The sequence below is a fragment of the Halobellus salinus genome (genome assembly GCF_014646875.1).
Classification (GTDB): domain Archaea; phylum Halobacteriota; class Halobacteria; order Halobacteriales; family Haloferacaceae; genus Haloquadratum; species Haloquadratum salinum.
Genome location: NZ_BMOC01000011.1, coordinates 1 through 12,797, shown reverse-complemented (window position 1 = coordinate 12,797; position 12,797 = coordinate 1). Strand labels below are relative to the sequence as shown.

At 63.7% G+C, this 12,797-nt stretch carries 10 protein-coding genes; 4 read left to right on the top strand and 6 right to left on the bottom strand.

Annotation, left to right across the window (positions count from 1 at the left end):
* Positions 1–35 precede the first annotated feature (35 nt).
* From sufD to IEX72_RS09310, 4 genes are all read right to left on the bottom strand, one after another.
* Positions 36–1,301: a Fe-S cluster assembly protein SufD gene (gene sufD / locus IEX72_RS09325; protein WP_188787115.1), complete on the bottom strand. Its 1,266-nt coding sequence runs from the start codon at positions 1,299–1,301 to the stop codon at positions 36–38.
* 1 nt (position 1,302) lies between these two features.
* Positions 1,303–2,730: a Fe-S cluster assembly protein SufB gene (gene sufB, locus IEX72_RS09320; protein WP_188787114.1), complete on the bottom strand. Its 1,428-nt coding sequence runs from the start codon at positions 2,728–2,730 to the stop codon at positions 1,303–1,305.
* A 52-nt stretch (positions 2,731–2,782) separates the two neighbouring features.
* Complete coding sequence (locus IEX72_RS09315; protein WP_188787113.1) at positions 2,783–3,712, bottom strand: ABC transporter ATP-binding protein; 930 nt, start codon at positions 3,710–3,712, stop codon at positions 2,783–2,785.
* A gap of 127 nt (positions 3,713–3,839) precedes the next feature.
* The gene (locus tag IEX72_RS09310) at positions 3,840–7,799 is read right to left on the bottom strand and encodes a DNA polymerase domain-containing protein (protein ID WP_188787112.1); all 3,960 of its coding nucleotides are present in this window, start codon (positions 7,797–7,799) and stop codon (positions 3,840–3,842) included.
* Between the two features lie 172 nt (positions 7,800–7,971).
* Here IEX72_RS09310 and IEX72_RS09305 point away from each other — a divergent pair, with 172 nt between their 5' ends.
* The 3 genes from IEX72_RS09305 to IEX72_RS09295 are packed head-to-tail and all read left to right on the top strand — an operon-like array spanning position 7,972 to position 9,110.
* Positions 7,972–8,160 (top strand): DUF7331 family protein, encoded by a 189-nt coding sequence (locus tag IEX72_RS09305; RefSeq protein ID WP_188787111.1) that lies wholly within the window; start codon positions 7,972–7,974, stop codon positions 8,158–8,160.
* Positions 8,161–8,203: 43 nt separating this feature from the next.
* Complete coding sequence (locus IEX72_RS09300; protein ID WP_188787110.1) at positions 8,204–8,644, top strand: DUF7322 domain-containing protein; 441 nt, start codon at positions 8,204–8,206, stop codon at positions 8,642–8,644.
* A gap of 25 nt (positions 8,645–8,669) precedes the next feature.
* The gene (locus IEX72_RS09295; RefSeq protein ID WP_188787109.1) at positions 8,670–9,110 is read left to right on the top strand and encodes a DUF7346 family protein; all 441 of its coding nucleotides are present in this window, start codon (positions 8,670–8,672) and stop codon (positions 9,108–9,110) included.
* Positions 9,111–9,146: 36 nt separating this feature from the next.
* Here the strand turns inward: IEX72_RS09295 and pan1 are convergent, their stop codons facing one another.
* Positions 9,147–10,364 carry a proteasome-activating nucleotidase Pan1 gene (gene pan1 / locus IEX72_RS09290; RefSeq protein WP_188787108.1) on the bottom strand — a complete coding sequence of 406 codons (1,218 nt, stop codon included), beginning with the start codon at positions 10,362–10,364 and terminating at the stop codon, positions 9,147–9,149.
* 158 nt (positions 10,365–10,522) lie between these two features.
* Here pan1 and IEX72_RS09285 point away from each other — a divergent pair, with 158 nt between their 5' ends.
* Positions 10,523–10,786, top strand: a complete 264-nt coding sequence (locus tag IEX72_RS09285) for a winged helix-turn-helix domain-containing protein (RefSeq protein ID WP_188787107.1) — start codon at positions 10,523–10,525, stop codon at positions 10,784–10,786.
* Between the two features lie 66 nt (positions 10,787–10,852).
* On the opposite strand, the gene IEX72_RS09280 is transcribed toward IEX72_RS09285, so the two are convergent.
* Positions 10,853–12,283, bottom strand: a complete 1,431-nt coding sequence (locus tag IEX72_RS09280) for an outer membrane protein assembly factor BamB family protein (RefSeq protein WP_188787106.1) — start codon at positions 12,281–12,283, stop codon at positions 10,853–10,855.
* Positions 12,284–12,797: the final 514 nt, after the last annotated feature.

Sequence of the window (12,797 nt, the reverse complement as noted above, 5' to 3'; positions counted from 1 at the left end):
ACCGGAATAAAAAAACCGACGAACGGACGCGCGGCCTACTCGAGCCGCGCAGCGATGAGTTCCTGGAGATCTTCACGGAACTCGTCGACCGCAATCTCCTCGAGAACGGGCACGAAGAACCCCTCCACGAGCATGTTCCGGGCTCGGGTCGGACCGATCGACCGGGAGATCATGTAGAACAGATCCTCCTGGTCGACCTGCCCGACCGTTGCGGAGTGCGACGCCTCGGTGTCGTGGTTGTGGATGATCAGCTTCGGCGACGCGTCGGCCTCGCTGTCGTCCGACAGCATCAACGTGTTCTCACGCTGGTACGACGAGGTGTTCCACGCGTCGTTGCCGACGTCTTGGACGCCCTCGTACACCGAACGGGCCTCGTCGTCGAGCACGCCACGGGTGACGAGATCGGCCGTAGTGTTCTCGCCGTGGTGCCGCACGCGGGCGTTGACGTCGAAGTGTTGGTCACCGTGGCCGAAGAAGGCGCCGACGATCTTCGTCTCCGCGGAGTCGCCGTTGAGGTCGGACTCCACGTCGCTTCTGGTCAGCCGCGAACCGAGGTTACCCTCGATCCAGTTGACCGTGCCGTAGGTGCCGACATCGGCGCGCTTGAGCGCGTAACTGTAGGTGTCAGCCACGAGGTTCTGGAGCGACCCGTACTGGACGTACGCATTCTCCCCGGCGTCGATCTCGACGAGGTTCGAGAAGTACCGCGATTCGGCGTCGACGGTGTCTTGCGGGCTCTGCCCGCTCGCCGATCCGGAGGCGCTTTGCGCCGCCCCCTCGCCGGACTCGATGCTCTCGAGGATGGTGACCGACGAGGACTTCTCGGCGATCACCAGGGTGTGGCTGAACAGCGACCGGGAGCTCATCTCCGCGCGGACGGTCACGTCTTCGGCGTCGACGCCCTCGGGGACGTAGACCACCGTTCCGGTCGTGAAAAGCGCCGCTGAAAGCGCCGTGAGGTAGTTCTCGGTCGGATCGATGGTCGACCCGAACGACTCCTCGATCAGGTCCGGGTGTTCCTCAATCGCCTCGGCGAACGTAAGCACCTTGACGCCCTCGTCGCTCGTCCGCTCTGTCTCGTCGGCTTGGTTCAGCGGATCGACCAGGGAGCCGAAATCCAGCGCCTCGAGGTTGGTCCACCGGCGGCCGGGTGTCTTGATGACGTCCGGCAGGTCGAGGTCATCGAGCGCCTCCAGCGCTTCGAGGCGAGCGTCGAGCAGCCACTCGGGCTCGTCGCGGCGCTCTGATATCTCTTGGACCATCTCAGCCGAGAGGTTCGCCGGCAGTTGTGTCCCGCTCATACTACCCGAGGCTCCCTTCCATCTCGAGTTCGACGAGCCGGTTGAGTTCGACCGCGTACTCGATGGGTAGTTCCTCCGTGATCGGCTCGATGAAGCCCGAGACGATCATCTGCTTTGCGTCGTCGTCGTCGAGGCCGCGCGACTGGAGATAGAAGACGTCCTCGTCGCCGATTTTGCCGACCGTCGCCTCGTGGGCGACGTCAACTTTCGACTCGTTGATCTCCATGTACGGCATCGTGTCCGACGTCGACTCGTTGTCGAACATCAGCGCGTCACACTCGACGGACGTCGAGGAGTTCTCGGCGCCGTCGGCGATGTGGACCAGGCCGCGGTAGTTCGTTCGGCCGCCGTCTTTCGAGACCGACTTCGACTCGATGGTCGACTTCGTCTCGGGGGCGTTGTGGTAGACCTTCGCGCCGGTGTCGATGTTCTGACCCTCGCCCGCGAAGGCGATGGTAATGTGGTTGTCGGAGGCGCGCGGACCCTTGAGAACCGTCGAGGGGTACAGCATCGTCGCCTTCGACCCCATCGACCCGGAAATCCACTCCATCCGGCCGCCGGCCTCACACAGCGCGCGCTTGGTGTTGAGGTTGTAGGTGTTCTTCGACCAGTTCTGGACCGTGGAGTACTGCACGTGGGCATCCTCGCCGACGAACACCTCGACGCCGCCGGAGTGGAGGTTGAACGCGGAGTATTTCGGGGCGGAACAGCCCTCAATGTAGTGGACCTCCGCGCCGTCTTCGGCCACGATGAGGGTGTGCTCGAACTGGCCCATCCCCTCGGAGTTCATCCGGAAGTACGCCTGGACCGGCATCTCGACGGTCACGTCCTCCGGGACGTAAACGAACGACCCGCCGGACCAGACCGCGCCGTGGAGCGCGGCGAACTTGTTGTCGCTCGGCGGCACGCACTTCGTCATGAAGTGCTCTTTGACGATCTCCTCGTGCTCTTGGACGGCCTCGTCCATGTTGCAGAAAATGACGCCTTTCTCCTCCCAGCGCTCCTGCATATTCTGGTAGACGACCTCGGACTCGTACTGCGCACCGACGCCTGAGAGGGCGTTCTTCTCAGCTTCGGGGATGCCCAGTTTGTCGAAGGTGTCTTTGATTTCGTCGGGGAGTTCCGTCCAGTCGTCAACGCCCGCGCGGACGTCAACGTCCGGTCGGATGTATGGGACGATCTCGGCGATGTTGACCTCCGAGAGGTCGGGCTGGCCGGGCCAGTCGGTTGGCATCGGCATCGCTTGGAACTGGTGCAGCGCGCGGAGGCGCCGCTTCAGCATCCACTCGGGTTCGCCTTTGTCCTCGGAGATAACGCGGACGGTCTCCTCGGTCAGTCCCTTCTCGGTCTGGAACGCCGACTTCTCTTCTTTCTTGAAGTCGAAGCGCTCCTCGGTGTTCGTGTTCTGAAGTTCCTCGTTTGAGCTCATGCGTATGTTGTTGATCCTTGTTTCTTATATGTCTGTGCGTAACTCTCAGTAGTTACGCCGCTTCGTAGACTTCCTCGCGAACCCAGTCGTACCCCTCGTCTTCGAGGTCCTCGGCGAGCGACGCGTCGCCGCTCTTTGCGACCTTGCCGTCGAGCATCACGTGGACGTGGTCGGGTTCGACGTAGTCGAGGATCCGCTGGTAGTGGGTGATCTGGAGGATTCCGGTGCCCTGTTCGTCGCGAAGGGCGTTGATTCCGTTTGAGACGTCTTGGAGCCGGTCGATGTCCAGCCCGGAATCGATCTCGTCAAGCACTGCAACCGACGGTTCCAGCAGGGCCGCCTGGAGCACCTCGTTCTGCTTTTTTTCGCCGCCCGAGAAGCCGGCGTTGAGGTAGCGTTGCATGAACTTCTCGTCCATGTCCAGTTGCTCCATCTTCTCTTTGAGGAGCCGCTGGAACTCCGCGACACCGATCTCGCCTTCGTCGGCTGCGCCCTCCATCGGAGAGGAGTCGTAGCCGGCTGCGTCTTCGACGTCCTCGTCGGCGTCCGCGTCTTCCTCGCCGTCCTCGTCCTCGAAGAGCTCGTCTCGTTCGTCGAGTTTGGCGTTGAGCGCGGTCCGGAGGAAGTTCGTCATCGTGACGCCCTCGATTTCGGCGGGATACTGGAAGCCGAGGAAGATCCCCAGCGCCGCCCGCTCGTTGGGTTCGAGGTCGAGCAGGCTCCAGGTTCGCCTGTCTTCGGGGATCTCGAAGTCGTCGCCGAAGTCGCTCTCTTCGAGGTGGAGCAGAATATCCCCGTCGGTTACCTCGTAGGCGGGGTGGCCGGCGATGACTTTCGCGGTCGTGGACTTTCCGGACCCGTTGGGGCCCATAAGGGCGTGAATCTCCCCGGAGTTGACTTCCAGGTTGACGCCGCGAAGAATCTGTTCGCCGCCGTCCTCTGCGACGCTTGCGTGGAGGTTGCTGATTTCAAGTGTGGCCATTGTTGTAGTGGTTCCTCGCACTCGTTATATGGGTAGAGCCACCCATAATGGTTACGCATTCGCCAGCCGAAGGTTTATTGTAAGGAAAATTTATTTTGTGCTTTCTGAATACGTGGGTTGTGGTCGGCTACGTGAAACTCCCGAGGCCAGTCTGTTCCTGCCCGGATTTCACCTCGTCCCACGACATCCCCAACGCTTCGATGATCCGCTCGATCGGCCCTTTCAGCGTCTTCTCCAGCATCTTGTCCCAGTCCACCTCGAAGGCGTCGGGGAGTTGGTCGTCGTACTCAATGCAGATCACGTCGGGGTCGCGCTTGAACTCGGTGTACAGCGGGTCGCGCTGGGGATCGTACCCCTGCGATTCCATCTCGCGGAACCACGAGGGGTGGACCTTCCGGAGGTAGAGTCGCTTGGGTTTGGACCCTCGGCCGAAGTTGGTGCCCAGGAACTCGTTTGCGTACTTCGCGCCGCGGACCTGTGCGGTGTCGGTGTCGTAGGCGTCGAGTCGCTTGCCGATCCCGCCGGGGATGCCGATCTCCTCGACGGAGACCTCGCCCGTCTCGAAATCCTCGATGATCCCGTTGAGGTAGTCCGCGATGTCGTCGGTCTCTTCTCCCCGGACGATCATCTCGATGACGCGCTTTTGGACCTCCTTCGTGATCGGCGCGATGTCGGAGCGCTTGTACTCGAAGCCGGTGATGTCGATGTCGTCGACGTCTTTACCCTCCTTCCAGACGATGTGGCCGGCGTAGCGCTTCTTTTTGCCCGCCTGGAAGAAGCGGCGGTAGAGCTTCTCGAACTCGATCTGGAACCGGTGGGCGGCGGCGTCCAGTTCTTCCAGCGCGAACTCGTCGTAGGAGTCGTTGATATACTCCTCCAACTCGAAGGACTGCTCGATGGCGTCTGCTTTGGAGACATCGTGTCCGAGTTCTAACATAACGCTGTCAGTATCGCCGTATATAACTTCTCTGTCAAGTTCGTTGGCGGCCTCGGCAGTGTGTTCGATCACTTCACGACCCGTTGCGGTGACCGCAGCGCCCATCTCCTTGTCGTACAGCCGGAACCGATCCCACCCCAAAACGCCGTAGAGCGACTGCCCAACAAACTGGAACTTTCCGTTTCGACCCGCGAGCAGGGTGTTGTTGTCGGCGACGGTCACGCAGTAGACGCCGTCGTCGGCAGTGCTCCGGCCGCCGCTGCGGTGCATCCGGAACGAGTTCTTGGCACCCTCCGTGCAGTAGATCCGCCACGACCCGCTGTCGTGATTGTAGCTCGCGGTCTCGCCCAAGTGTGTACACAGCCGGAGCACGTCGTCGCGAAGCCGTTCGCTCAACGTGGTGTACCGCCACGATCCTACCTGGCGGTCACCGTCGCCCGCGACGAGCGTCTCCAGAAACAGACGTTTCTGCGCCTCGTTGGCGCCGAAGACGAGGTCGGGTATCCGCTTCGTGAAGCTGTCCTCGCCACACAGACGCTCGAGAAGGTCACCGAAGAGCCGGGAGGTGAACTGGTACGACCGGTCGTCGACGTAGTAGTCCAGTCCCAAGCGGTCGAGTAGTGATCCGATCCGCGCGTGATCGGTTTCTCCCCCGTCGCCGCCGTCCGGGATCGCGTTCTCGCTACCGTCGGATCCCGCGTTCCGTGCGATCTTGACCGTGGTCGCGGGCCCGCGGTAGTTCTCGCCGAACTGCTTCTTGCTCGATGTGTGGACGTTGCCCTCGGTGACGTACCACGCAAGGAGTTCGAGGAAGTCGTCACCGTCGTAGGTGCGCGGCACCCATTTCCGTCCGGACTCCCGGTGGACGAAACTGGTCACACAGACCGACTCGATGTACTCGCGGTGGGTCTCGAACTCGTCGGCGGTGAACACGTACCCGGTCTCTCCGCGACCGGCCTTCGGAACGCGCCGCGGTGTCCACCCCAGTTCCGCAGTGAAGGTATGCCCGTGAACGGATGGCCGAACCCATACCTCATACTTGTCGTCGAGGAGTTCCGTAAGATCCACCTCCTCGATCGGATCCCCGTGGTCGGCCGACCAGTCGTGCGGGAGTTCGTAGTTGGAGTACTCGTCGAGGTCGCCGGCCTCGACGAACCGGTAGCCGTCCCACGTCGCCCCGTTCTTCGAGTTCTTCCGCACCAGCATCCGGTGGTTCGGCGTCACTCGGAAGTCGGTCTTATTCGTCTGAATGTCCACGAGGTCCCCGCGATACTCCGGGTACTCGTGGGTCTCCTCGACTGGCTTCGTCTCCATCCGCAGTGTGTCAGGATCGATCGAGTAGACCTCGTCGCCGACACCGAGATCACGGATGTTCTGAACGCCTGCGGGCGTGAGAACCTCGGTGTCCGGCGTGAAACAGTTCATAATTACCTTGACAGCCTGCTGCTGGCGGTCGTACTGTTCGTACGGTTGGGTGTTGGGGTCGTAGTCGTTCCGCAGCGACTTCTTCTCCTCCCGCTCGGACAGGAGGGTGTCGATCATCTCCCGGATGATCCCATCGGGCTCCCGCCGGAAGTGGGTCCCGTTGGGCGCCTCGAACGTCTCGCCGCCGTGGGCCTCGGGGTCGACCTTGGTTTCGGGCGAGGCGTTAATTGTTGTCATACACATAGGGTACAAAGACTTCAGATCTAGAACAGTTACGTTCTCCTTGACCCCCGAGATCGGATCGAACACCGCGCCGCCCTCGTACTCCTCGGCGTCGGCCTTGCCCTTCGACGGCAGCGCGAAGCGGTTGTGGGCCTCGTGGAGAATATACTGGTCGACGGTGTCGCCCGGCGTCGGCGCGTCCTCCAGTTTGCACCCGACGAACGTGCGGACCTCGTCCCAAAAGGCGATGATGTCCTGTTTGCGGTCGATCTCGACGCAGAGCTCCACGTCGCGGACGTTGTACTCGAGCAGTCGCTCGGGCTCTTCCTCCCAGAGGTCCCCGATGTCGCCGGTGTACCGCTCCTTGCCCGCGTTGAGTTCGAGTTCGCCGACGGCGTCGAGCCGGTAGGACTCGAGTTCGGTGAACTGGGTGCGCTTGTACGCGTAGAGCAGATCGAACACGGCCCGACCTTTCACGTCCGGGCCGCCCCACCCGCTGCGCCACACCTCGTCGATCCGGGAGAGCCGATCGGGGTTGAGGTCCTCGGCGGCGGCGGGGTTGAGCACCTCCATTCGATCGAGGAGGTAGGGCATGTCGAAGTCCTCGAAGTTCCACCCTGTCATAATATCTATATTTGTCTCCTGGATGTAGGACACGAAGGCGTCGAGCATCGCCTCCTCACGTTCGAAGGTACGGACCTCGACCTCAGTGTCCTCTCGGAAGGGCTCGTAGCCGGGGAGGTCGTCGGGGCTCTCCACCCCATCGACGGTGGCCGGCGCGTTGTAGAGCCACGCGATATACTCGTCGCGGTAGGAGTCGTGACTCGTGAGACAGACGATGGGCTCTTCGCCCTCTTCCGGGAACCCGGAGCGGTCGTCGACCTCGATGTCGAATGTGTTCACGCGGAGGTCGGCTGCGACCTCGACGGGCTCGACCTCGTCGTGGGGGATCTGGACCGAACCGTCGTCGAGCCGGCGAGCGGGGACGCTCATTCCACTTTTGATGTCCTTGTCGATGAGCAGCCGGTTGGGAAAGAGGATGTCCGCCTCGTAGTGGTCGAAGTCGTCGCGGATCGCGCCGACGTCCCGCGGCGTTCGCGTGCAGATCTTCGTGAGGTCGTCGCCGCGGATGCTCTCGAACCCGTCCTCGGTGCGGGTGATGACGTCGCGGTCGAGGATGTCGTCGTCGAGGCTCTCCGTGGGCGCGTAGAAGTACGGCTCGAACCCGAGGACGCGGACGTGCTCCGGTTCGTTGTCGGCGGTGCGGCCAAAGACGTGGACGACCGGGTACTCCCGACTCCCGCTGCCCTCGATCGAGTAGTTCACCTGCGTCACCATCAACTCGACCGTGCCGTCGGCGTCGGGAAACCGGATGTCCTCGCTGTCGACGACCTCGGAAACGTGACCGCCGCCGTTGCCAGCGACCGCGACCGCCTCTGCGTCCGGCCGGGCGCCGGCGTCGTCACCGTCGGTCCAGCCGTCGGTGAGCCCTGCCTGTTCCATACCGATCCTTCGCCGCTCCCGAGTAAAAGCTTCGGCATTACCTCCGGGCGGACCCACTGACCCCGCTCCGCGTCCGGCTGGATCCCGCTTCGGTCGTGCGGTTTCGGATCGCCCGGCGATAACCGACCCGGACGCAAGACATATACTATGCTACCGCATACCAAACATCACGATGGTGGATTCCGAGAACTCCGAGCGGACGGATCAGTCGCCGGCCGCACCCGCGCGGCTTGGTGAAGCGAGCGGGCTCGCGGCGGTCGAGTCCTACGAGGTCGACGAGGGGATGGTGTTCTACGACCCCCAGAACCCGCTTGCGTGGGTTGAAGCGTCGCGGACGGTGTCGCTCGCCGAGCGGTGCTGATCCGGGGCAAACCGTTTTTGCGGCCGCCGGCCGTGTTCTGATCGTGCCTCCCGAGTCCGACAAGTGGCCCGACGAACCCGATGAACCGGACCCCGAATCCCGGTGGGGCGACCCCGAAGACGACCTCGTTTCGGTCCCGAGCGTGGAGTCGCCGGCTCTTGACCCCGGAGCCGAGGGTGCCGGCATCGAAATCGATGGTGAACTCGCGAGGCTGTTTTGGGCCGCGGTGGTTTACGCCAACATCGCGCTCGGCGGCGTCTCCATCGGACTGTTGTTGGTCCTGTTCCGGGGGCAGGTGACGGTGGGTGGAGCCGGGATCGCGGTCGGACTCGTCGCGCTCTACCGGACCTACGACCTCTACCGGACGCACCAGGAACGCGTCGTTGAGGGGGACGGCACCGGCGGTGGCAGTGGCGAAGACGACCGCGGAGTCGACGGCGGACGCGAGACCAACCACCTAACCAGCGACGGACGCAACCAATAAGCCGACTATCCTCCTCCAATCGAGTATGCAGACCGTCCGCGATGACGCCGGCGACCGATACCTCCTCGTGAAGCGCTCCGCGGAATCGAGTCGGATCCGCGACCCCGACACCGGCGAGGAGGAGTACCGCCCCAACAACGCGCTGACGTTCGAGTCCGAAGCCCCGCTGTCGGTTCGGGCGGCCGCCGTGCCCGAACCGGTTCGCCGGGTCGTGGCCGCCACGCACGACGACCGCTCGCTGGGACTCTTGATCGAACTCGTCGACCGCGGGCCGCTTTCGGCCGCGGAGCTGCTCTCGACCACCGACCTGTGTGAGTCGGACCTCCACGGGGTGGTGACGGAGCTCCGCGCCGCCGACCTCGCGGCCGAGACGACCGTCCACGGCGAACGGGGGTACGACGCGACCGCTGCGGCGCGGGCGGGGGTCGCATCGATCCGGACAGTCGGCGGCGACAGCGACAAGTAGGCGCGAAACCCGGTCGGAAGAACCAGAACCCGCGGATCAGGCGAACGCGCGGCTCGGCTCGCCCTCGGTGACGGCGTCGGCTTGGATCTTCTCCCACGCCTCCACGAAGTCCGCCATCGCGATCTCGGTGCGGTCGTCGCGGATCGCGAACATACCGGCCTCAGTGCAGATCGCCTTGATGTCGGCGCCGGAGGCGTCGTCGGCCACGTCGGCCAACTGCTCGAAGTCGACATCGGTCGCGACGTTCATGTCGCGGGTGTGGATCTGGAAGATGAGCGCGCGCCCCTCGCGGCCGGGTTTCGGCACCTCGATGAGCCGGTCGAACCGGCCGGGCCGGAGGATCGCCTCGTCGAGCATGTCGAACCGGTTGGTCGCAGCGATGATCCGTACCTCGCCCCGCTCGTCGAAGCCGTCCATCTCCGAGAGGAGTTGCATCATCGTGCGCTGGACCTCGGCGTCCCCGGAGGTCTTCGAGTCCGTCCGCTTGGAGGCGATGGCGTCGATCTCGTCGATGAAAAGCACCGCGGGCTCGTTCTCGCGGGCGACCTCGAAGAGGTCACGCACCAGCTTCGCGCCCTCGCCGATGAACTTGTGGACGAGTTCCGACCCCGCCATTTTGATGAACGTCGCGTCAGTCTCGTTGGCGACCGCCTTCGCCAGCATCGTCTTCCCGGTTCCGGGCGGCCCGTACAGCAGCACGCCCGAGGGCGGCTGGATCCCGACTTGCTCGAACATCTCGGGGGATTCGAGCGGCATCTCGACGGTCTCTCTGACCTCCTGCATCTGCTCGTCAAGCCCGCCGATGTCCTGGTACGTGACCTCGGGGCTGTGGTCGACCTGCATCACGCGGGCCCGAACGTCCGTTTCGTCGTCGAGCCGCTTGACGATCGACAGCGAGTTGTTGACAGCGACCCGGGAGTCGGGCTCGAGTTCGCCCCGCATCTCGTCTGTCACCTCGGTGAGCGCCTCCTGGTTGTTGCCGTGCTGTTTGATCACGACGCCGTCGTCGTTGAGCTCTTGGACGGTGGCGACAAAAAGCGGCGACTGCTTCAGCTTCTTGTTCTCGTGGGTGAGCCGCTCGAGCTTCTGCTGGTACTTGTTGTTCTCCGCGTTCGCGTCGAGAAGTTTGTCCCGCATTTCCTCGTTTTGGGACTCGAGAACGTCGAGGCGCTCCCGAAGCGCCTCGATCTTCTCCTGCTGCGACGCCGCTTCCTCATCGTACGGAAGCTGGACGTCGTCAACGGTGTCAGTCATCACCAGTCGTACGTTTCGGCTTCATAAGAGGCTTCGGGTGGACGAAATTTCCCCACACCCGATGCGGTCGGCACCGAGCCCTGCGACGTTTTATGCAATCGGGTAATAAATATACACAGAAAATATTATTACCCTACATTCACTATCGGGAGACACGAATGAGTGCCACAGAACCACTCGCACCGGACGAGGAATCGGCCGACCGTTGGACCCAGGTTCGGGAGATGCCTCCGAGCGCGAAGCTCGTGGCGAAGGTCCTCGACTACAACGACACACTGACACAGAGCCAACTCGCCGAGGAGACGCTTCTCCCACCCCGAACTGTTCGGTACGCTCTCACCCGACTCGAAGACGCGGACGTCGTGAACTCCCGGTTTTCGTTCACCGACGCCCGTAAGCGGCTGTACACGCTGGACATCTGAGGCCGCCGGGTGGGTCGGTCCTAGTTACTCTCACGTCGGAGTCAAGCCCCGAGGCACTCGCCTTGCTTATTTGTAGAAACTGTACAGCACGGCCCGCGTGTCCTCCTCCGACCGGTCTTCGACCACCGCGTACAGCGCCCCGTCGACGGGGATCGGCGACTGGACGCTCGTCCCGTCGACACCGAACGACCACCGGAGCTCGCCGGTGGTTTTGTTCACCGCGCGAACCCGCGCTGGCGCCTCGTCGGAGAACGCACTTCCGAGCAACAGCGTGTTCCGGCAGACGATCGGCAGCCCGTTGGCGTCGCCGCGGATCTCCGGCCCGGTCTCCGGTGAGAACCGCCACTCCGGGGAGCCGGTGTCGGAGTCGACGGCGTACAGTTGGTTGCCTGCGACGAGGTACACCCGCTCGTCGTCGACCGAAACCCCGGTCCGCGGCGGGTTCTGCACCTCAAACGTCCACGCGACGTCACCGGTGGCTTTCGACATCGCACGTACCTGGCTGGTGACCGAGTCGGAGTCGTACCCCTCGATCGGCAGGTACAGGTGAGAGTCGTCGAGCACGGGAACCCCCTCACCGACCGGCAGCCGCGTCGACCACCGGACCGACCCGTCGTCGCTGGCGAGCGCCCAGACGTTGTTCTTCCCCTCGACTGTCTCGTCGGACGTGATGACGACTGCGTCGGCGTCGGCACCCATATCCTCGAGGCGCAGGTCGACGCCGCCGATCGGTTTCTCCCACACCACCGCCCCGTCCGCCCAGTCGTACGCGAGCACTCGCGTCTCCTCGTTTGCGCTGTCGCTGCTAACGAGGTACACCCGATCGCCGACGACTCTCCCGGTCGGGATGTGTGCGTCGTTCAGCCCCACTGCCTCGTACACGACCGCAGACTTGGCCGCGCTTCCCGTGTCGTCGATCGCGACGAGCATCAGGTCGTACGTCCGGCGGTTCTGTCCGGAGACGAGGAGGTTTCCGTCCAGCATCCCGACCGGCCGTATCTTGCTGAGTCCACCCCCCGGCGTCCCGGCGCCGTCCCACGCCACCATCCCGTCCGTTCTCCGTCGCGCCCGGAACTCCCGACTCGAGTACAGGATAACGTGTTCCCCGGTGACCACCGGACCGGTGAACACGCGGTTCGCCTGTCCCGAAAGCGATTGCGTCCACGCCAGACACGGTTGCTCTGCGGGTGCATCCCGCTCCGGAACCGCGAACGAGTTCCGGCTGTCGCCGAACGGGTGGGTGAACCGCTCGGCTCCTGTCGGCGGTTGCGTGTCGGCCGTACACGAGATCGTTGCCCCGTCGGTCCGGGACTCGGTCCCGGTCTCGGGTTCCGTGCCGGCAGCCGTCCCCGCTGTCGACCGCTCCGACGGTCGAGCGGCTGTCGACTCGGCCGCGGAAGCCTCCTCCCCGCTGTCAGTCAGACGAAGACACCCACCGAGTGCCCCGCCGCCGGTGATGCCGAGCGCCGCAAGCAGCCGCCGACGCGTTCGATCCATACCTGTAGCGGTTACGCGTCGGCATCAACAGTTTCGGTCGAGTCCCGCGTCCCCCCTCCGAACCCACGACGGTGTTCACCCGGGGGTTGAATCCGCGCAGTGTTCAGATGAGGGCGGTGCAACTGGAGACACCTCGAAAGCCCCGCTTCGCTGGACTCGGGGAGCTCGCTGCGCGCGCTCTTGCAGTCGCGTGCTTGCATCGCCCGCCTTCCTCCAGCGAATCGCCCGTTTCATACTGTCGGCGATAGTCGCGTGACGTATTTTGACACCCCGGGGTGTCGAAAATCTTCACGTAGTTATAGCCGACAGTATCAGTCCCCGCCGGCGGCGGCCGGTTAGCCAGCCCATGTGGGCGGGGCTGAACGGGGCCGGTCGCCCGTCAGCCGAGACGACGTAAGCACCGCAACGTAGTGAGGAGCGCACCGAGTCGCAGGCGGGGAGGGACCTTAGTGCCTAGTGAAAGTTATGAAGGTAGAGTCTGATGATGAGGTATGTCTGGGGATCGCCGCAAAGA

What these genes read in the sequence shown, in the direction of transcription:
- sufD (WP_188787115.1), bottom strand. Translation starts at nt 1,301, where the DNA reads ATGAGCGGGACACAACTGCCGGCGAACCTCTCGGCTGAGATGGTCCAA.
- sufB (WP_188787114.1), bottom strand. Translation starts at nt 2,730, where the DNA reads ATGAGCTCAAACGAGGAACTTCAGAACACGAACACCGAGGAGCGCTTC.
- IEX72_RS09315 (WP_188787113.1), bottom strand. Translation starts at nt 3,712, where the DNA reads ATGGCCACACTTGAAATCAGCAACCTCCACGCAAGCGTCGCAGAGGAC.
- IEX72_RS09310 (WP_188787112.1), bottom strand. Translation starts at nt 7,799, where the DNA reads ATGGAACAGGCAGGGCTCACCGACGGCTGGACCGACGGTGACGACGCC.
- IEX72_RS09305 (WP_188787111.1), top strand. Translation starts at nt 7,972, where the DNA reads ATGGTGGATTCCGAGAACTCCGAGCGGACGGATCAGTCGCCGGCCGCA.
- IEX72_RS09295 (WP_188787109.1), top strand. Translation starts at nt 8,670, where the DNA reads ATGCAGACCGTCCGCGATGACGCCGGCGACCGATACCTCCTCGTGAAG.
- pan1 (WP_188787108.1), bottom strand. Translation starts at nt 10,364, where the DNA reads ATGACTGACACCGTTGACGACGTCCAGCTTCCGTACGATGAGGAAGCG.
- IEX72_RS09285 (WP_188787107.1), top strand. Translation starts at nt 10,523, where the DNA reads ATGAGTGCCACAGAACCACTCGCACCGGACGAGGAATCGGCCGACCGT.
- IEX72_RS09280 (WP_188787106.1), bottom strand. Translation starts at nt 12,283, where the DNA reads ATGGATCGAACGCGTCGGCGGCTGCTTGCGGCGCTCGGCATCACCGGC.